Genomic DNA, 20,559 nt, shown 5'->3' with positions numbered 1-20,559 from the left:
AAGGGATTCAAGGGAATAAGATTCAAAGGTTCTCACAGGCTCCTTAGAACCGCCAGCTCACCGTGAATCCCGGAACCCATCTCCTGGTGTGGTAACCTTCGGGCCGGTAAATACTCCGGCTGATAAACCCGTCATAGGAAAGGCCGCTGGAAAAGGTGCCCCTGAGCCCCAGGGCCATGCCGGAAAGAGTCCTTCCCACCAGCATATCCGTGGAGGGCCCATAGACAGCTCCCACGTCGAGTCCCACATAGGCTTCGCTGTGAAAACGGGAAATGGCGGAGGACAGTTCATTCCTGAGATACCATCCGCTTTCTCCCATGAGGGTGTATTCCCCGTCAAATCCCCATACCGTATAGCGGTTTCCGATGCTCACCATGTCCACCCCATAGAGCCGGTTTCCTGCTGTATTCCACTGGCCATGGAAAGATGCCGTCCATGAGGCGGGCCGCCTGCCCAGGGTGAAGGGCTTTTTATAGTCCATATCCACCAGCCACATTTTGTATCTTGTCTTCGGGCCATCGGAATAGGGGCTTTCTTTCTGCGCTCCCAGCCAGCCCATGCCCTGGCGGTGGGCAAGCCGCAGGTACAGTGTGCTGTTTCCCAGATAGATACGGTCAGACAGACCCACTTCCAGGGAAGTCGTATCCATGGCCTGCACCGGGATCTCCATGTGATTGATGTAGTAATGGGAATCCCTCTTGGCAACGGTGATGTCCCAGTCCCTTTTCTCCGTGGCGCTTCTGGATATTTCATGGTCGAAGGTGAAACGGGTAATCCTCGTCTTTCCTTCACTGTTGAACTCATAAGGAATGGATGTGACGGTCTGGTGATAGTGGTACCGGTTATGGCGGATGGTAAAGGTATCTTTTCCGAAGGGTATGGAATAATAGAGCCCCAGGTCCCTGGTGCTCCTGTCATAACCGTCACGGCTGCCATCGAGTCCCGCCGACAGGACGAGGATGTCATTGCTGTTCGTGGGCCTGTCTATGCCAAGGGTACCGGTCCACTGGTACTTTCCCGTTTCCTTCATGCCTGAATCGTCCAGGGAGATGAGGCCCCAGACCTGTTTCCTGCGCCTGATGGAAAGTTCTACATCCGTCTCCTGTTCCGCTCCCGGGAGAAGTTTCATGGATACGTCCAGGGACTGCAGCCGCTTCATCTGCTCCAGTCCCTGTTCCAGAAGACGGATATTCAAAAGGTCCCCTTCCCTCAGGGGAACGGCATTCCGCCAGGGCAGCCTTTCACTTCCCTCTGCATACCGCACATGTCCCAGCCTGCCGGGAAATATGGAAAGCCGCAGGACGCCGCCGGAAAGATTCTGCTCCGGCACCATCACCCGGCTTGTGATGTACCCTTTATCCATAAGCTTTCTGTTCATCCGGGATACAAGGCGCTCCACGTCTCCCGCTGTCATATTGTGGCCAGTATCCCGGGAAGCTATGTCATCCAGAAAGGATAACTCTTCCGAAGGATTATCCAATACTACCTGTTTCACATAAAAAGAGACAGAAGAAACAGGCGGCACTTCACCGCTCTTTTCTTCTGTCTCTATCGGTTTGAAGGTATCCCGGAATAACCGGTCCCTGAATGCTTCCCGCTCCCTGCTCCGGGCTGCCTGCTCCTGACGGACGAAGGTCACATCCTCCATGGCAGCGGCATGGAAAGAGCAGAAAGTACCCATAAGGATCTGTGCATTATTAAGCTATTCATATGATGGCCTGATGACATAATTCCAATCAGGATGAAATTCATTTCTTAGCAGATTAATGCCAGCAAATTCCTTGTCAGAAACTTTAGTGCCTTTAGGGTAGACTGCGGTATCCGCTTTACACCGAACCACAAGCCCATTATCGGTAGTTGTTGAAGCGATCAGATTAACGATAATTTCAAGCGTTTCCAAAGGACGGCCTCGCCAGTTCTTTGTAATTTGGCTGAATAGTCGATGCTCTATTTTATTCCATTTGGATGTTCCGGGCGGGAAGTGGCAGACTTCGATTTCAAGGCCACTTTCATCAGCAAATTTTTGCAGCTCAAATTTCCAAAGCCGGCTATGGCTTCCATTGCTTCCACCACCATCTGCCGTAATTAACAGACGGGTTGCTTCAGGATATCGTGGTTTACCCATCTCATCCCACCAGGAGCGGATCGAATTCACTGCGAACTGCGCAGTATCTGAGCTTACTCCCACATTCACAAACCCTTCATTGGCTGCAATATCGTAAACGCCGTAAGGAGCAGCTTTTCCCTTGTCAGGAAGAGGAAAGTCATGGTCAAGAACGTTTACCGGATTTCCTTTTTTGGCATATTCGGCTCCGCTATTTTTGAAATTTCCAATGTTTTCCTTTTTCTTACAGTCTATGGAAATAACAGGAAACCCGTTTTCCATGTATTCTTCAGCAGTTTCGTTGATGTGCCGGAACTGTGCGTCCCTGTCTGGGTGCTGACTTCCAACCTGGTTCATTTTTTGATTGATTTGGAGGCTGTAACCCATATCTTTCAAGAGGTATCCGATTTTACGATATTTAATCTTATAACCACGGGCATTCATTTCCGCTTCGAGGTTACGCAGGCTCTTTGTCGTCCAACGCAAAGGTCCCTGGGGATCTCCAAAAGTGGAATTTTCCATAAGGCTTTCAAGTGCTTCTATAATTCCCGGCTGAGTAACCTCTATGGGTTTACGACCGCCGCCTTCCCTTCGGATACGAGGGGAAGGTGCATCTTGAGATAAATAGGGATGTTCAGAATTCAGATCTTTTATGCCATTCGTTATGGTTACCCGGGATACGCCAGTGGCTTTGCTGATAGCAGTAATTCCACCGTGGCCGAGTGCTTCGGCTTCAGAGGCCAGATATACTCGTTTCTGCGCCTCGTTAAGCAGTGGAAGCATCTTATTGATTTTATCTACAGGGACTTCTTTAACCATGCTGATTTCCTCCTTGGCATCAGCATAGCATTTTTTACACTTTTAATCAATTAAAATGTAAATATTGTTTGCGCACAATTCCTAAGGACCAAAGCCAGGAAAAGCACTCTCTCCGTTTTCATAGGAACCCCCGAAATTTATGAAAGCAATGATAAATCCTATGCGTTTCTTTACAGGCATTATATTCCCTGGCGAAGATCCTGTAAAGGCCGGCATTTCAATTTGTAACGGAGTGCTCTTCCAGAGTCACGGGATGCAGAGAAGGATGGCGCATCCTCTATCATCAATCTTCTCCCTTGCTAATGCGCTGATGCCTGATTCATGGCGGCCTTCGATGCATGGAAGATACCGGCAAAGGGTTCCGTGTTTTTGTGGTGCCCGGATACAGTATAGCTTTACCTTGTCCTGGTCATATGTATTCCCGAAGATGATAGAAAATAGAAGATAGAAGATAGATACGGCCAGGTCCTGCGGGCAGAATCAATCAGTTTCCATCACCATCTCTCAGCCCCGTGGGCAGCTCTCTTCAGAGAAGAGAGCCTCCTGCAGAGGCAATTGCACGATTTTTGTACAGAGTCTTTAGGATTCCAACAGCGGCATAGCCGCAAACTACAATCTTGATTCGGCGCTATATAAATGGTGCGCCGCCACCTCCCCCTCAGTCACCTCAGCCACTTAAGCCTATAGCCACTTCTCCACAATCTGACTCAGTAAGCTGTCAGCTGATAGCCGTAAGCCTGACTATATTCTATCGTCTCTGCAGCATAGCCACTGAACCGTAAAATATCCTTTATTCCACTACAAAAACTCCTGATTCATCCCAATGCCGATGCAGAGTGGGGCCTGTACCATCTTCTTCCATGAATCGGCCAGGGGTAACCGCAGTGCGGGATGTCTGTGTCGTCAGGGAAGAGCGAGGTGGTCAAACGGCCGCTCATGATTTCTGACAGGTCTTTCCTCAGGAGCTTCTGTGTAGTTATTCCGGATCAGCGGCAAAGTCGCTGTAGGTCTAGACCTAGATCTAGACCCTTAGCCGCTTCGCGGCCATCCCATTTTCAGCGCGCTGGAGGGGCAGAATCATATGAAGACGTCCTTTCTCCCTTTCCCGGTCCCATGGGCTGAGCACCACCGGCAGGGAAGAAATTACATCCGGCCTTTCCGCCTCTCAACTGTATAGTCCAACGGCAAGAAAGAATGTCCCATCTGGTTTGGGCGCAATAATAGCGTGCACTGCTTCGAACCTTCAGCCTTGAGAGTGCGCCGGTCAGGTCCTGCGGGCCTTTTCCATTAGCTAACCTCAACCCCGTGGGCAGCTCCTTCCCAAGGAAGGAGCCTACTGCAGAGGCAATTGCACGATTTTTGTACAGAGTCTTTAGGATTCCAACTGCGGCTTCGCCGCTAAAAAACAATATAAAAAAAGCAGCGCTATTTGATTTGCGCGCCGCTACCTTTGCGGCAGAGCCGCCGACCAGCTCAAGGCAAAAGGCTCAAGGCCCCGCCGGTTCGCACGCACGGCTTATCATAGCAAAACAAAAAACACCAACAAGACCCGGTGTCCGTAAGATGCAAGAATTTGTCCAGTGAATACGGCGCCGGCGTAAGGATGGAAACCGAGGTTTCTCCAAATTCCGGACTAGTCGTCAAAGTGGCAAAAGCATGAGCTATCAAAAAGTCCTGGGCCTTATGGTGTTGTGAATCTTTTTCCGCTATCCGAATTGCGTAACATTGTGCGGGGATCGAGGCCGAGGTCGAGATCGAGGGGATTTGCGGCAGAGCCGCTGTCCTACTCGATCTCGGTCTCGCCACTCGACCTTACACTCCCTTTCGGCCGAATGGGCGAGGGACGATTCAGGCGGTACCCTATGTCCATTGGACTCCCGGGATTCTTTCCACAGCGCGCACTCAGGAAAACGGGGAATCCACTTTTCATACCGCGGGCCTTTTTCATCCCTCTACTATATACATAACGGAAAAGCGTTTGATGTGCAAAAATTTCCAAAAATTTTTTGAAAAATTTTGACATCCTTGGTCTGGAGGGGCTTACGTTGGCAGATTTTCCATTTTCCCATCAAAGCTTCCCACTGCCGGCTGGCGGAAAAGCAGGATAAGAGCCTGTCTAATCCCCGGAACTTTTTGCCCCTCTACTATATACATTGCAAAAAGTGTGATTTTGTGAACATGGAAAGTGAAGTTTTTCAAAAAATTTGCTTTTCTCTATCCGCTTACAGCTTACCGGACGTCAGCCTGGAGCATTGGTGTGGTTGTGCGTACGAATGAGTGAAGACTTTGTACCTTGCACTGAGCAGGCCCTGCGAGCCGAATCCATTGCCATCTCTCAGCCCGTTATGGGGCTAGAGTCTTTAGGATTCCATCTGCGGCTTTGCCGCTTTTCATCCCGATCTCCATATCATCAGCGCCGCCACCTTTTCCTCAGTCACCTCAGCACCCCCGCCGTAAGCTGATCCTCTTTAATCTATCTTCTATCGTCTATCTTCTTCACGGCAACAGTCTCTTAATTAGACATTAGGCGCTGCGCGCCATTGACCAGCAAGGAAACCATTGATAGTAACGTCAATTAACGCTGGTTTTGTTGCCCCACTCGTGCCATACTGACATTGAATGTGCGGATACACTACATAAACCCGTGGAGCTGAATGGCGGAGTCATGGCGGTGACTACCCCGTCTAATTAAATAGGAGATCATTCTTTGGAATTGACCAGTGGTGCGGCCAGGTTTCGACCTGACATTAGAGCCCGTAAACTTATATCTTTGTACAATCGTCTCGATTGATTCAGAATGGTCAGTCAATGTCCGTTACATTTATTCTTATACTTTCTGTCTTTTAACGAAAGGAGTTGAGTAAAATGCACGAACAGCTAGAAATCGGCGATAAAAACGAGTATATTCATCCTATATGCAGTGGCATTGATGTACACAAGAAGATGTTATTCGCAGCAATCCATATCTATGACAAGAACAGGGATCAGGTCCGCTATATAACTGCCCGCTTTACTACATTTCCAAAAGGTTTGCAGGAAATGGTGAATTGGCATATTGTCAATGGATGCAGCGAGATATGTATGGAATCCACTGGGCAGTATTGGCATCCTGTTTTCGATGCTTTTGAAGAAGCCGGGCTGCATCCTGTTATTGCTCATCCAAAGTATACCAAGCCATTAAAAGGGAAAAAGAGTGACCCGGCCGACGCCAAGTGGATTGCCAAATCCTATGCTGGAGGACATGTAGTTCCAAGCTTATTCCTCCTAAAAAGATCCGGCTTATTAGATCAGTTATCCGTTACTGTCTTAAGATTCACAATTCGATAACAGGAGAGAAAAACCGTATATTGAATTGTCTGACAGGAGAAGGCATTAAACTGGATGATGTGTTTACAGATCCATTTGGTACATCTTCAATGGATATCTTTAAATATATGATTCAACATCCTGGAGAAGCATTCGATGTGACCCCGTTCATTCGGAAAGGCTGCAAGACGCCCATCCCTGTCATTCAAGAAGCAGTAGAAAAAGCGGCATCCATTGATTTATCTGCTTTATCCAAGCTTAGAGTCGCCCTCGACAGGATGGTAAGGACAATCGGAAATGAAACAACCCTTAAGCAAGACATTTCTGAGAAAATGAAGCCCTATGCCCATCAATTGGAACTGATCAGAACTGTTCCGGGGTTTGATAAAGATCCTTTCACTGCTGAACGTGTACTGGCGGAAATCGGACCGGACATGAGTGTATTTCCTTCAGCAAAACACCTTTGCTCATGGGCCGGTGTATGTCCAAGCCATGACTCAAGTGCCCGTAAAGTAAAAGGGCGGAAAATATCCAAAGCAGGGACATACATCAAGCCGTTACTGGTTAATATTGCCAGAGCAGTTGTACGGTCCAAAATTCACCCGGAAATTACACTTCGGTTCAACAGGATAAAAAATAGACGTGGTTACATGAAAGCCATCATTGCAATCTGCAAGATGTTCCTGACCGCCATCTGGCACATCTTACATAAGGACGAACCTTACAAAGCTGATGGATACATGACTGCAAAGAAGCCAAAAAAGGCTAAAAAGGTAATGACTCGTGCTCAACTTGCCGAATACCTTGCTTCGCAGGGGATAACTGTCGTTGATTGACAACTGCAACCCGTTAACCACGTCTGGTTCATAGAGAACCTAAAGCTATTATACACTAGCTTTAGGCAGAGCAACTCCGAAAAAATTGATTTTTCCAGGGGGCTTGTTAAAGTTGCCCCCAAAACCTGTCACTTAGTAATGAAGATGGTTTCAAACTTATCTCGCTCCAAACAAAGCCCATCCATTCCACATGCCCATGTTCACCTAATTTTCCTTTTCCTGCAGTATAATGCAGTATAATAAGGAAAAAGATAATAAGGAGGAACTACTATGCCCTGTACAACTATACTTGTTGGAAAGAACGCAACCTATGACGGGTCCACCATGATGGCCCGGAATGAGGATTCCCCTTCCGGCAGTTTTACGCCGAAAAAGTGGATTGTGGTGAATCCGAAGGACCAGCCCCGGAAGTATCAGTCGGTGCTGACGAAGTTCCATATGGACCTGCCGGAGGAACCTCTCCGGTATACGGCCATGCCCAATGCGCTCCCGGAGGAAGGATTCTGGGGAGAGGCAGGCATCAATGAAGCCAATGTGGCCATGTCGGAGACCGAGACCATCACCTCCAATGACCGGGTGCTTGGGGCGGACCCTCTCGTGAAAGACGGCATTGGGGAGGAGGATATGCTTCTTCTTGTGCTCCCCTATATCCGTAGTGCCCGGGAAGGGGTGCTTCGTCTCGGAAAACTTCTGGAAACCTGCGGTACCTGCGAACTGAACGGTATCGGCTTCCAGGATGTTCATGAAATCTGGTGGTTCGAATCCATCGGCGGCCACCACTGGATGGCGAAACGGGTACCCGATGACGCCTATGTGGTCATGCCGAACCAGCTGGGCATCGATACCCTGGACCTTGCCGATGCCCTGGGGGAAGGGAAAAACTACATGTGCTCCTCTGACCTGGCCGATTTCATTTCGGAGAACCACCTGGACCTCTCCATGACAAAGGAAGGCCCCTTTGACAGCCGCAGCGCCTTCGGCAGCCGCAGTGATTCAGACCACACCTACAACACCCCCAGGGCCTGGTACATGCTGTCCTATTTCAATCCCCACGCTTTCCAGAAGGATGGCGTCCTCTCTTCCATGACGCCGGAATCGGACGACCTTCCCTGGAGCTATGTGCCGGAAAAGAAAATTACTGTGGACGACGTGAAGTACGTCCTCAGCAGCCATTACCAGGGAACCCCCTACGACTGCTATGGAGGAAGGGGCGATGAACACAGCCGGAACCGGTACCGCCCCATCGGTATCAATCGGAATAATTTCCTCGCCCTCACCCAGCTTCGTCCCTATATGCCGCCGGAAAAGATGGCAGTGGAATGGCTTGCAGTGAGCTGCAACGTATTTAATTCCTTCATCCCCTTCTACGCCAACGTCACAAAGACGCCATCCTACATTTCAGAAACAGGAAAAATTCCGGACAGCCAGCAGTTCTACTGGGCTATCCGCTTCATTTCCGCCCTGGCGGACTCCCACTTCGGCTCCACCTCTTCTTCCATCGAACGGTATATCGCAGCCACCTCGAACAGGGCCTGCGCCCTTCTTGCCGCCTCCGATAAAGCACCAGTAGAAGGCGACATTCACAGCTTCCTGGAGTCCTGCAACGAGAAGATGGCGGCCATGGCAAAAGAAGAAACAAACAAGTGCCTGGACCAGGTCCTCTATACCGCCAGTCTGGAAATGAAGAACTCCTTCGCCAGGTCGGACTCTTAAGGCTGGTACAAGTGCCTGCCCATCTACGCGTTTGTGGATAAAAGTATATCAGGCAGCGGCCTGCGGCCGGGGCTATGCATGGCATGGCTCTGCCTGACGGCAAGGCTATGGCCTTCGGCCAGGGAAGGAGCGGCGCACAAATTTTGAAGCGCCGCGAAATATATATACTTCCTTAAGCCCAGGCGATAGCCTTTGCCCTGACGCAGTCACCGCCCTATCCGCAGGACAGAGCCCCGGCCACAGGCCGCTGCCCGGGGCCGAAGGCCCCTATTTCCAAAAGGAGAACTACCATGAGAAAATCTATCCTTACTCTTGCCCTCTGTGCCATGATTTCTGCCGGATCCCTGCCGGCCTTTGCGAAAGAAACGCCGCGGGACAACTTTTTCTGGCTCGGCCAGATCAATAAAGCCTCGGACGTCATCAATACGGACGAAGGGCTCCTGACTCCGGAAGAGGGCCATGCCTTTGCCAAAGGCATCGATAGGGTGCTGAAAGAAGGGAGTCTCCCCAATGCGCCCCGCCCCAGGAATGTGGTGGCCTTCGAGCCTTACCTCATCAAAGCCGCCGGACCGGATGTGACGAAGATTCATGCCGGCCGTTCTTCCCAGGACATGCTCACCACCGTGGGCATTATGGAACAGAGGGAACACCTCATTGCCATGGCGAAGGAACTGAACCGTGTACAGGAAGATCTTATCCGGCTGGCGGAAGAAAATAAGGATACCCTCATTCCGAACTACACCAACGGCGTAGCCGCCCAGCCGAACAGCATGGCCCATTACCTCATCGCCTACGCCAATGCCTACAGCCGGGACATGGACAGGACAGAGGAATATTACAAGCGTCTCAACCGCTCCCCCATGGGTTCCACAGTCCTCAACGGCACCGGCTGGCCATTGGACCGGGACCGCATGGCTTCCTACCTCGGTTTCGACGGACTTGCCTACAACACCTACGATGCGGGGCAGATTTTCCCCCAGGAAGCGCCCATTGAAACCGGGGGCATTACGAACTGCATCGCCATCCACACCACCAGCTTCATTGAAGAAATCATGCAGCAGTACGCCCAGCCCCGGCCCTGGGTACTTCTGAAAGAGGGAGGCGGCAATACCTATGTTTCCTCCGCCATGCCCCAGAAGAGGAACCCTGGCATCCTGAACAGCTGCCGCACCGATGCGTCTACGCTTCTCGGCATGTCGGTGGAAGCCATGTTCCGCTCCCACAACATCCCCGCCGGCATGGCGGACGGCCGCCTGAACGGGGCCCGGGACATCATGCCCCAGGCTGCGAAGGTCCTTTCCGGCATGGACCGGATCCTCAATAACCTCGTCATCCATCCGGACCGGTCCCTGGAGGAACTGGACCTGGACTGGACCTGTTCCCAGGAAATCGCCGATGAGCTCATGAAGAACCACGGCATCCCTTTCCGGGAAGGCCACCACTTTGCCAGTGAAATCGTCACCTACGCAAGGGCTCACAACATTACACCGAAGAATTTCACCTGGGAAACGGCCAATGAAGTTTACAAGGCCACTGCAGAAAAGGACCCGAACCTGCCGCCCGCATTCCCCATGACCGAAGAGGAATGGAACCACGCCAAAGATCCGGCTTCCATCGTGAGAAACCGGAAAGTCAAAGGGGGCCCCCAGTCGGCGGAGCTGGATAAAATGATCCGGATGGCCAAAGATGACCTCGCCCGCCATGAGTCCTGGGTGGAGAACACGGAAAGTCACCTGAAGGAAGCAGAAGACCGACTGAACCGGGACTTTGAAAAGCTGCTGTGATATTTCAGTATTGCGAGCTGATGGGGCGACGCTGGTGGGTAGAGTCATTCGTGCGGAGCTTCTAGCTGTTAGCTGCTAGTGTCTAATTTCATAAATAATAGATTGTATTGCCGGACACAGCAAATAATGGTATACTTATTCCAGATAAATGCAAATTGCAGGGGGGGATAACGTTATGCCAAAAGTTGCTAAGCAAATACGCTGCTCCGAAAGCGAACGCATAGAACTGCATAAAATCGTAAACTCTCAAAAAACAGAGCATCGCATTGTAAGACGTGCAAAAATGGTTCTTCTATGTCTTGATGGAATGCAAATCAAGGATATCGCGGCTAAGTTGGGGGAACGCCCCAATACCGTTAGCCTTTGGCGGAATCGTTTCGCTGAACAGGGCATCCCTGGACTACAGGATAAGAAAAGGCGGGGCCGTACTGCTCAATATGGACCGGAATTCCGCGAAATGGTGTTAAATAAGCTGAAGGAAGCGCCTCCAGACGGGCTAGCACACTGGGATGGTCCTACACTGGCAAGAGTTCTGAATGTCTCAAAGGCTGCCATTTGGCGACTTATGAGAAAGGAAGGAATACAGCTGGCAAGGCAGCGTTCCTGGTGTGTCAGTACTGATCCGGAGTTTACTAAAAAGTCTGCTGATATCGTGGGACTTTACTTGAACCCGCCAGAGAATGCTGTCGTAATCAGCGTTGATGAGAAACCATCGATACAGGCCTTAAGTAGAGCCCAAGGATATGTACTTACTCATAACAAGAAAATTGTGCGCGGGTTGAAAAGCACATATCGGAGGAATGGAACAATAAATTTATTCGGTGCACTGGAGGTAGCTACCGGACAAATTTATGGAAAGACAACAAAGAGAAAAACCAGAGAGGACTTTGAAGAATTTTTAGATGACTTATTGAAAAGTGAGCCGGGTGGAGACAAAGTGCAATATCATATTATTGTCGATAATTACTGCACGCACAAGCGCTTAAACGACTGGCTGGAAAAGCATCCTAATGTCCATTTTCATTACACACCAACGTCAGCAAGCTGGCTGAATGAAGTGGAAATATGGTTTAACATTATGTCGCGAAAAGTGCTCCGAGGGGCAAGTTTTGACTCTGTTTCGGATCTTGTGTCAGCGATTAAAAAGTTTATTGCTGCCTACAATGAGCATGCAGAACCGTTCCGCTGGAAAAAACGTGAGGTCAAGGGTTCGCAACTTAGGGATACAATCGGAAACTTACGAAATTAGACACTAGCTTCTAGGAAAGCTGGCAAGCCTACGGCACGAATGACTGGCGGGAATACCGGGTGGAAGCGCCGCAGGCGGATCAGCCTTCCTAACAGCTAGCCGCTAGAAACTAGGAGCTCCATGCGAGTGACTCTATCCGCAAGCATGACAAACCGTTCGCTCCAACAGCTCGACAAACCGCAATTGGCCCCGTTCTTTCAAAAAAAGTACAGGAATCTATCCATGATGCCTGTACTTTTTTCTTACAGCCCGCAGGCGGACCAGCCGCATTCTTCGCAGGTAGTGCAGTGGCCTTCCACGTGGAGGTGGTGGGAATGGCATTTCGGGCATTCCGGAATATTTTCCGTCTCTTTCACGTCCGGTGTTTTCTTTTCTTCTTCTTTTTTGGACGTATCCACGCCAAGGATATTGCCCCGGCGGCAGCCGTCCCGGAATACGGTAATCCCTTTGCATCCCTTTTCCCAGGCCGACATGTAAATGTGGTAGATATCATCCACCGTGGCCTCATTTTTAAGGTTCACGGTACTGGAAATGGAATTGTCCACGTATTTCTGCATGGCCGCCTGCATGTCCACCCGATTCATGAAGGGGATTTCATGGCTTTCCACCACCCAGGGGAACCGGGCCCGGATTTCCTCATCCGTCAGAGTAAGGGGCAGGTGATGGTATTCCAGGAGGTCCTTCACGCTGTGGGCGAAAACCCGGAAATGGCCATGGACCGTTTCCATTTTGTGGGTGGTTCGCTCGTAGGAAATCTTGTACAGCGGTTCACAGCCGCCGGAGAAGCTGCCCATAAGAAGGGAAATGGTTCCTGTAGGCGCCACGGCAAGAAGGGTACCGTTCCGGAGGCCATTCTGATGGATGTCCTCATAGAGGGCAGGGTCCAGGTCCTTCACCAGGTCCAGGATGGGAGACTTCTTCGCAGCTTCCCAGCGGTAATGGCCGAAGGTGCCCTCGACTTTTGCCCGGTCGCAGGAGGAGCGAAGGGCTGTGAGGAGCATGACCTTCATCACATGGGCCATGAAATCATTGGCCTCTTTGCTTCCGTAGGTGAGCTTCATGGCCACCAGGGCATCGGCTACGCCGAAGAGGCCAAGGCCCAGGGACCGCCAGTCATCGATGCATTTCCTGTTTTCATCCAGTGGCTGGGTATCATAACCGTAATCCACGATTTCATCGAGGGCTGTGATGCCGTCGTACACCACCTGTTTGAACCGTTCTTCGTTAAATACGGGATGGTCACTGAACTTGTCATCGATCATCTCATAGAGGTTCACGCTGCCCAGGTTGCAGGCGTTATAGGCATTGCCACCGAATTCGCCGCAGGGATTGGTAATCTCGATATTGTATTCATCGTATCCCGCCAGGAGGTGGTTATGATTGAGCCGGTCCACGAAGAGGGCTCCCGGATCCCCCCAGTCCCACTGGGTCTCGCAGAATTCCCGAAAGAACTCCCGGGCCCGGATGGTCCTTCTGATTTCCTCTCCCGTAGCCTTCACGGTGAAATGGAGGGTGTAGTTCCGGTCGTCCTTTACAGCTTCCATGAATTCATCGGTGAAGAGGATGGAAATATTCATGGAAGACAGTTTCTCCTCATTCTGCTTGATGTGGAGGAACTCATAAATATCCGGATGGTCGCAGTTGAGACCCACCATCATGGCGCCCCGGCGTCCATTTTGGCTGATGACCTCGCCGGTGACATTGAAAATCTTCAGGAAGGAAACGGCTCCCGTGGAAGTGCGGGCCACATTTCTCACCACGCTTCCCTTCGGGCGGAGGTTGGAAATATTGATGCCGATGCCGCCGCCATAGGAAAAAATGCGGGCGATTTCATAGTTGGCCCGGAAGATGGATTCCAGATTATCCTCCGGCGATGGCAGAATATAGCAGTTGGACATGGATACCTTGAATTTTCCTTTGGCCCCTGCCGCATAGAGAGTACGGCCTGCGGGGCAGAAGGAGGTATCTTCCAGATAACCTCTGACCCTCTTTTTCAGCTCCGGGTCAAAGATGGAACTCACCCGGTCCATAAATTCCTGAGGAGTCTTTTCTCCTTTATGATAATATTTTTCTTTCAGGATGCCCTGACTGATTGTATTGTCGTACCAGTGGTTCATAAGAATCCCTCGTTTCCGTAATTTTGATAAACCCATGGTAGCACATACTATGTATTGAGTCAAATACCATAAAGGCATACAATATATTGTATTTCACATGAGATATAGAAATATAGCGATATAGTGAGAATAAAGAAGAAAACAGCGAAAAAGGGGTATGAAGGCCTCTTTGAAACGCTGTCAGATGGTCAGACAATCAGACTTCAGACGCTCCCATGTCATTTCGACCGCAGCGAAGTGAAGTGGAGAAATCTCACTGCTCTATGGCACATGGCTGTTATGCCTCTTCCGCCTTCCTGTTCATCGGTATTTAAGGAAGCACTGATTAATTCATAGAGTTTTCTTTTATAAGAATTTTTATGCACTGTTTCGTCATGGGCTTCCTTAAATAGCTCGCTATTCGCGTCAGCCCATTCCTCACATTGCATAAAAATTCAAGAATAAAAGCAAACAATGATTTAATCAGCGCTTCCTTAACGACATAATTCCCACTAACATCAGGCACCGAGATTCTTCACTGCGTTCAGAATGACCGTCCCCGCAGGAAGGCTCCGCAGCGGCTGTCGTCTGTCCGTTTCCATGTCTGACTGTCTTTTTTCCCCCTCCACTGTCATTTTGGAATGTTTACTCTAAAATCTCAGGCAGCGCAAAAGAGACAGTGAAGAAATATCGTCATTTCTTCACTGTCTCTTTATTTCATCAAAGGATTTCTATTTATTCTTCCTCTTCGTTTTCCGTATCGCCGGAAAGAACGTCGATGGATGCGATGCGGTCGCCCTCTTCCAATCTCTGGAGGATGACGCCCTGTCCTGCCTTGGCTTTTTTGCTGGTAATCTGGCTGGCCTTGGTCTTGATGGTGATGCCTTGTTCGGAAACCCCTACCAGTTCATCGTTGTCGTCGGCTGCCACCAGGGCTACCACTTCGAAGCCTTTCTTGAAGTTGCGGACGCCCATGCCGTTTCTTCCCTGGATGCGGTAGGCATCGGCTTTGTTTCTCTTGGCATTGCCGTCGGCGGAAATAGTGAAAATGTCCTTGTCTGCCGCAATGACTACGCCTACCACTTCATCTTCCTTGCCGTCCACTTCGCCAAGGCGGATGCCGTGGACGCCGGCTGCGGCGCGGCCCATGGATCTTACTTCGCCGTCGTTGATGGAGAAGCGGATGGCCATGCCAAAGCGGGTGCCCAGGATGACGTCTTCGTCTCCCTTCACCCGGAGCACCGTCACCAGTTCATCCCCGTCGTTCAGGCGGATGGCAATGAGACCATTCTTATTGATGTTCTTGTATTCGGAAATGGCGGTTTTCTTCACGAAGCCCTTCTTCGTCACCATGAGGAGATACTTCGTATCTTCCCCGGCAGCGTCGATGTCGAGGAGCTCCGTCACCCGTTCGCCCGGAGAGAGGCTGGGGATGTAGTTAATGAGAGCGCTGCCTCTGGCTGTGCGGCCGGACTTGGGCAGGTCGATGGCGGTCTTCATGTACACTTTGCCGTAGTTGGTGAAGAAGAGGATGCGGTTATGGGTGGAGGTGTTCAGTATCTTCCATACATAGTCCTCGTCCTTCATCTTCATGCCGGATACGCCGCGGCCGCCCTTTCTCTGTACCCGGATGTCGGCGGAGTCCATGCGTTTGATGTAGTTCTGCTTGGTGAGGGTAATGGTCATGGGTTCGTCGGGCACCAGGTCGGTAATGGTAAACTCTTCCTGGGCGTCGGTGATTTCGGTTCTCCTGTCGTCGCCGAAGTTCTTCTTTTCATCCTGCAGTTCTTCCTTCACCACATTCATGATTTTGTCCCTGCTGGAGAGGAGGTCTTCCAGGTAAGCGATGGTCTCTTTCACGTCCTTGTAGTCAGCTTCCAGTTTGTCTCTTTCCAGTCCGGTGAGGCGGCGCAGGCGCATATCCAGAATAGCGGTGGACTGCTTGTCGGACAGGTCAAACTTGCTCATTAATGCATTCTTTGCAATCTCGTCGGTTCTGGATTCGCGGATGGTACGGATGACTTCATCAATATGGTCCAGTGCAATGAGCAGACCTTCCAGGATATGGGCCTTAGCTTTGGCCTTATCCAGTTCGAAGCGGCTTCTTCTGGTAATCACTTCTTCCTGATGCTTCAGGTAGTAGTAGAGAATCTGCTTCAGGTTCAGAATGCGGGGATGGCCGTCCACCAGGGCCAGCATGATGGCACCGAAATTAATCTGCATCTGGGTATGCTTGAAGAGGTTGTTCAGCATGATTTCCGGGCTTACATCAGCACGGAGTTCAATGGCAATGCGCATGCCCGTGCGGTCCGATTCATCCCGAAGCATGGTGATGCCGTCAAGCACCTTCTGCCGCTGCAGGTCTGCAATGGAGGAGATGAGGCGGGCTTTGTTCACCTGGTAAGGAAGTTCAGTCACCACGATACGGTGCTTGCCCTTCGGCATATCTTCGATGGCGGTTTTGGCACGGACGGTAATGGAACCGCGGCCAGTGCGGTAGGCATCTTCGATACCCTTCCGGCCCATGATAATGCCGGCAGTCGGGAAATCAGGGCCTTTGATGTATTTCATGAGTCCTTCGATGGAAATATCGGGATCGTCAATCATGGCGGAAAGGCCATCCACCACTTCCGACAGGTTGTGGGGCGGAATATTCGTAGCCATGCCTACGGCAATGCCGTAGGAGCCGTTCACCAGAAGGTTGGGGATACGGGAAGGAAGCACCACCGGTTCCTGCAGGGAACCGTCGTAGTTGGGCATGAAGTCCACGGTGTTCTTGTCAATATCCCGAAGCATTTCCAGAGTGATTTTGGACATACGCATTTCCGTATAACGCATAGCCGCCGGAGAGTCGCCATCCACGGAGCCGAAGTTGCCGTGGCCGTCTACCAGGGGGTAGCGGGTAGAGAAATCCTGGGCCATGCGGACGGCCGATTCATATACCGCAGAATCGCCATGGGGATGAAATTTACCGAGTACATCGCCCACGATACGGGCCGATTTCTTGTAAGGCTTATTCGGAAGCATGCCGGCTTCACTCATGGCATAGAGAATGCGGCGGTGCACCGGTTTCAGACCATCCCGCACATCCGGCAGCGCACGGGTGACGATGACGGACATGGCATAATCAATGTAGGAATTTTTCATCTGCCCTTCCAGAGGGGTATTGATGATTTTTCCTTCCTTCCATTCAATGGAATCCATAGGTCCTCCTTTGATGAGGCATAAAAATAAGGACTTCAGGAAGCCCTGTCAGTCCTTTGGGAACTTACTTTGCTTATAGATATTATACCATAAAATGGCTTCCAGGGCCATTTAAATGCGTTTACAGGCCCTTTTCCATTTTTATCACACGGATGGTGAAATCCGTTTAAGATACTGGAAGCCCTATTTCAGCCATTTCAAGGAAATGAAAATTTCTCTCTTTTATTCATTCATGTTTTTTTATATAATAAGGCATAGACTCTTTTTATCTGAAGGATGTGGAATCATGAAGAAATACCTGGCAGCCATTGTGATTGCCATCGTACTCCTGGCGGGCGGCGGCTTTTTCGCCTACGTTCATTTTCTCAGCGGCGGTCCCTGGCAGGGCACCTGGTGGGGCGTGCAGGACGCCGGCGTGAACTGGTCCGGCGATCATATCCGGAACCTGGAAACAGTCACCTTTACCCGGAATGATGATAAGACAATCACCGTAGAGCACAAGGTGCAGCAGGGCAGCAAGGAAGTGGATGGCTCCCTGTCCGGTACCGGCGTGGTGGATGGCGGCCGTCTGGTGGTGACTCCCAACAAAGGCGGCAAGGATGTGGCCCTTTCCTACAACACCATGTCCAAGACCATCGAGCTCCCCCTGACCAATGCGGATAAATCAGCGGTAACCCTGCAGGTCCTCACTTCCGATAATAACGATGAAATGGAACAGATCCGGAGCGAAATCGTCCAGATTTCCCAGAAACCGGAAAATAAAATCGACACCACCCTGTCCTCTTCCAAGAGTTGACAGGAGGTGTCGGTAGAGACACGGATATTCGTATCCGTGTCTTTTTATGTGCAGAAGATAGAAGATTACGGATAGCAGGCTGATTTGTAGAGTCATTTGCGCGGGGGCTTCTAGTGTCTAATTTCGTAAGTTTCCGATTGTATCCCTAAGTTGCGAACCCTTGACCTCACGTTTTTTCCAGCGGAACGGTTCTGCATGCTCATTGTAGGCAGCAATAAACTTTTTAATCGCTGACACAAGATCCGAAACAGAGTCAAAACTTGCCCCTCGGAGCACTTTTCGCGACATAATGTTAAACCATATTTCCACTTCATTCAGCCAGCTTGCTGACGTTGGTGTGTAATGAAAATGGACATTAGGATGCTTTTCCAGCCAGTCGTTTAAGCGCTTGTGCGTGCAGTAATTATCGACAATAATATGATATTGCACTTTGTCTCCACCCGGCTCACTTTTCAATAAGTCATCTAAAAATTCTTCAAAGTCCTCTCTGGTTTTTCTCTTTGTTGTCTTTCCATAAATTTGTCCGGTAGCTACCTCCAGTGCACCGAATAAATTTATTGTTCCATTCCTCCGATATGTGCTTTTCAACCCGCGCACAATTTTCTTGTTATGAGTAAGTACATATCCTTGGGCTCTACTTAAGGCCTGTATCGATGGTTTCTCATCAACGCTGATTACGACAGCATTCTCTGGCGGGTTCAAGTAAAGTCCCACGATATCAGCAGACTTTTTAGTAAACTCCGGATCAGTACTGACACACCAGGAACGCTGCCTTGCCAGCTGTATTCCTTCCTTTCTCATAAGTCGCCAAATGGCAGCCTTTGAGACATTCAGAACTCTTGCCAGTGTAGGACCATCCCAGTGTGCTAGCCCGTCTGGAGGCGCTTCCTTCAGCTTATTTAACACCATTTCGCGGAATTCCGGTCCATATTGAGCAGTACGGCCCCGCCTTTTCTTATCCTGTAGTCCAGGGATGCCCTGTTCAGCGAAACGATTCCGCCAAAGGCTAACGGTATTGGGGCGTTCCCCCAACTTAGCCGCGATATCCTTGATTTGCATTCCATCAAGACATAGAAGAACCATTTTTGCACGTCTTACAATGCGATGCTCTGTTTTTTGAGAGTTTACGATTTTATGCAGTTCTATGCGTTCGCTTTCGGAGCAGCGTATTTGCTTAGCAACTTTTGGCATAACGTTATCCCCCCCTGCAATTTGCATTTATCTGGAATAAGTATACCATTATTTGCTGTGTCCGGCAATACAATCTATTATTTATGAAATTAGACACTAGCTTCTAGCTTCTAGCTGTTAGAAAACTGATTTGCCTGCGGCGCTTCCGATCCGGTATTCCGTCAGTCATTCGTGCCGTAGGCTGTCCAGTTTTCCTGGAAGCCAGCAGCTAGAAGCCCTCGCTCGAATGGCCCTCACCATCATACATACTATCCCACCGCCTCATTTCCGATGGAGTGTAAAGATCACCAATTCTCTCTCGCAGCTGAAGCGGAAGGGAAACCAGCTGGCATCGCCACGGGAAACGTAGCCCAGGTGGCTGCCGTCGCTGTAGGCACCCCGGGTGTAGGTGAAGGGCGTCCACAAAGGCTTCCCGAAGAGGCCGAACTGGGTGCCATGGGTGTGGCCGGTCAAAGTGAGTATGGCTCCCTTTTTGAATCCCTTGTCGAGAAAATCGGAATGGTGGGCAAGAAGGATCACCGGTGCCCCGGAAGGAATGCCCTGCCAGGCATCTTCCGTCATTTCATCCATTTCTTCCTTCATGGCTTCTCCCCGGGCCCAGGGATAGTCCACGCCTGCCACATACAGGACCTGTCCCTTTCGTATAATGGCGGTATGGTCATCGGCCAGGATCCTCACCGGCGTCTTTTCCAGTTCTTCTTCGATATACCCTTTCCCCCGATAGTATTCGTGGTTGCCCCAGACGTAGATGATGCCATCCGGAAAATCACCGCTGAAGGCGGAAAGGGTCCTTGCTGTTTCCGGCATGTACCGGATATCGTCAATGAGATCACCGGTGAAGAAGAGGACATGGGCTCCTTCTTTCCAGGCCCGCTGGATTTCCGCCGGAAGGTCGGTGTACCGGAAATAGGGACCGATGTGGGTGTCCGTCATCTGGGCCGCCTTGTACCCGTCAAAGGCCGGCGGCAGTCCATCCACGTACACATCCACATGGGCCACTTCTTCCCTGGTATTACCATCTATGGCTCCGTAGACACCAATACCAAAGGCGAGAACCATGAAAAGAACCGCTCCTGCCCGGACGATGCTTCGAATTCTCCGAAAGAAAGACAGGATGGTACAGGCAAAAAGGGGAATGACAGCGATAATCTCCGCCACCATGATGCCGCACATGACATACCCCAAAGAAAGGGACCAGCTGCCAAGGCCGTCGTAGCCCCGGGCGTACCAGAGAAAGAAGCCGGCCGCTGCCAGGCTGATTCCAAGGCTCAGGGCCAGGGGAATATAGAATTTTCTTTTCCTGAAGATGATAGAAAAAAAGGCTCCATTCAAAAGTCCCAGAATGGAGAAGACGGTCAGTATCATCCGTTCAAACATGGCTGCTCCTTTCTCTAAAATGGCCTGGCGGCAAGGGCGGCGGCCTGATGGCCGGGGCGGTGGCTGCGTCAGAGCTCTGCCCTG

At 50.6% G+C, this 20,559-nt stretch carries 12 protein-coding genes; 6 read left to right on the top strand and 6 right to left on the bottom strand.

Annotated elements, in window-relative coordinates; genetic code table 11:
• Positions 1 to 43: 43 nt before the first annotated feature.
• Positions 44 to 1,681 carry a ShlB/FhaC/HecB family hemolysin secretion/activation protein gene (locus ACFWUL_RS01975; protein ID WP_416177655.1) on the bottom strand — a complete coding sequence of 546 codons (1,638 nt, stop codon included), beginning with the start codon at positions 1,679 to 1,681 and terminating at the stop codon, positions 44 to 46.
• A 21-nt stretch (positions 1,682 to 1,702) separates the two neighbouring features.
• Positions 1,703 to 2,923, bottom strand: a complete 1,221-nt coding sequence (locus tag ACFWUL_RS01970; protein WP_416177654.1) for an ISAzo13 family transposase — start codon at positions 2,921 to 2,923, stop codon at positions 1,703 to 1,705.
• A 2,865-nt stretch (positions 2,924 to 5,788) separates the two neighbouring features.
• Between ACFWUL_RS01970 and ACFWUL_RS01965 the strand changes: the two genes are divergently transcribed.
• From ACFWUL_RS01965 to ACFWUL_RS01945, 5 genes are all read left to right on the top strand, one after another.
• Positions 5,789 to 6,250, top strand: coding sequence for an IS110 family transposase (locus tag ACFWUL_RS01965; protein WP_273317918.1), 462 nt, complete (start codon positions 5,789 to 5,791; stop codon positions 6,248 to 6,250).
• 20 nt (positions 6,251 to 6,270) lie between these two features.
• Entirely contained in the window at positions 6,271 to 7,065 is a 795-nt protein-coding gene (locus ACFWUL_RS01960; protein WP_416177653.1) for a transposase, read from the top strand.
• Positions 7,066 to 7,335: 270 nt separating this feature from the next.
• Positions 7,336 to 8,778, top strand: a complete 1,443-nt coding sequence (locus ACFWUL_RS01955; RefSeq protein ID WP_297019752.1) for a C69 family dipeptidase — start codon at positions 7,336 to 7,338, stop codon at positions 8,776 to 8,778.
• Between the two features lie 290 nt (positions 8,779 to 9,068).
• A complete protein-coding gene (locus tag ACFWUL_RS01950) occupies positions 9,069 to 10,562 on the top strand; it encodes a lyase family protein (protein ID WP_416177652.1) in 1,494 nt (497 codons plus the stop codon).
• A gap of 175 nt (positions 10,563 to 10,737) precedes the next feature.
• Positions 10,738 to 11,811, top strand: coding sequence for an IS630 family transposase (locus ACFWUL_RS01945; RefSeq protein ID WP_416176725.1), 1,074 nt, complete (start codon positions 10,738 to 10,740; stop codon positions 11,809 to 11,811).
• A gap of 242 nt (positions 11,812 to 12,053) precedes the next feature.
• Here the strand turns inward: ACFWUL_RS01945 and ACFWUL_RS01940 are convergent, their stop codons facing one another.
• Both ACFWUL_RS01940 and gyrA read right to left on the bottom strand, forming a co-directional pair.
• The gene (locus ACFWUL_RS01940; protein ID WP_416177651.1) at positions 12,054 to 13,928 is read right to left on the bottom strand and encodes an adenosylcobalamin-dependent ribonucleoside-diphosphate reductase; all 1,875 of its coding nucleotides are present in this window, start codon (positions 13,926 to 13,928) and stop codon (positions 12,054 to 12,056) included.
• A gap of 714 nt (positions 13,929 to 14,642) precedes the next feature.
• Positions 14,643 to 17,111 (bottom strand): DNA gyrase subunit A, encoded by a 2,469-nt coding sequence (gene gyrA, locus ACFWUL_RS01935; protein ID WP_416177650.1) that lies wholly within the window; start codon positions 17,109 to 17,111, stop codon positions 14,643 to 14,645.
• A 286-nt stretch (positions 17,112 to 17,397) separates the two neighbouring features.
• On the opposite strand from gyrA, the gene ACFWUL_RS01930 reads away from it, so the two are divergent.
• A complete protein-coding gene (locus ACFWUL_RS01930) occupies positions 17,398 to 17,907 on the top strand; it encodes a succinate dehydrogenase (RefSeq protein ID WP_416177649.1) in 510 nt (169 codons plus the stop codon).
• Positions 17,908 to 18,024: 117 nt separating this feature from the next.
• On the opposite strand, the gene ACFWUL_RS01925 is transcribed toward ACFWUL_RS01930, so the two are convergent.
• Positions 18,025 to 19,098, bottom strand: a complete 1,074-nt coding sequence (locus ACFWUL_RS01925) for an IS630 family transposase (RefSeq protein ID WP_416176725.1) — start codon at positions 19,096 to 19,098, stop codon at positions 18,025 to 18,027.
• 261 nt (positions 19,099 to 19,359) lie between these two features.
• Positions 19,360 to 20,475 carry a metallophosphoesterase gene (locus ACFWUL_RS01920; RefSeq protein WP_416177648.1) on the bottom strand — a complete coding sequence of 372 codons (1,116 nt, stop codon included), beginning with the start codon at positions 20,473 to 20,475 and terminating at the stop codon, positions 19,360 to 19,362.
• Between the last annotated feature and the right edge of the window lie 84 nt (positions 20,476 to 20,559).

This window comes from Dialister sp. (assembly GCF_047832375.1).
Taxonomy (GTDB): domain Bacteria; phylum Bacillota; class Negativicutes; order Veillonellales; family Dialisteraceae; genus Dialister.
Note: the sequence above shows the minus strand (reverse complement) of the source record. Positions and strands in the feature narration are given on the sequence as shown.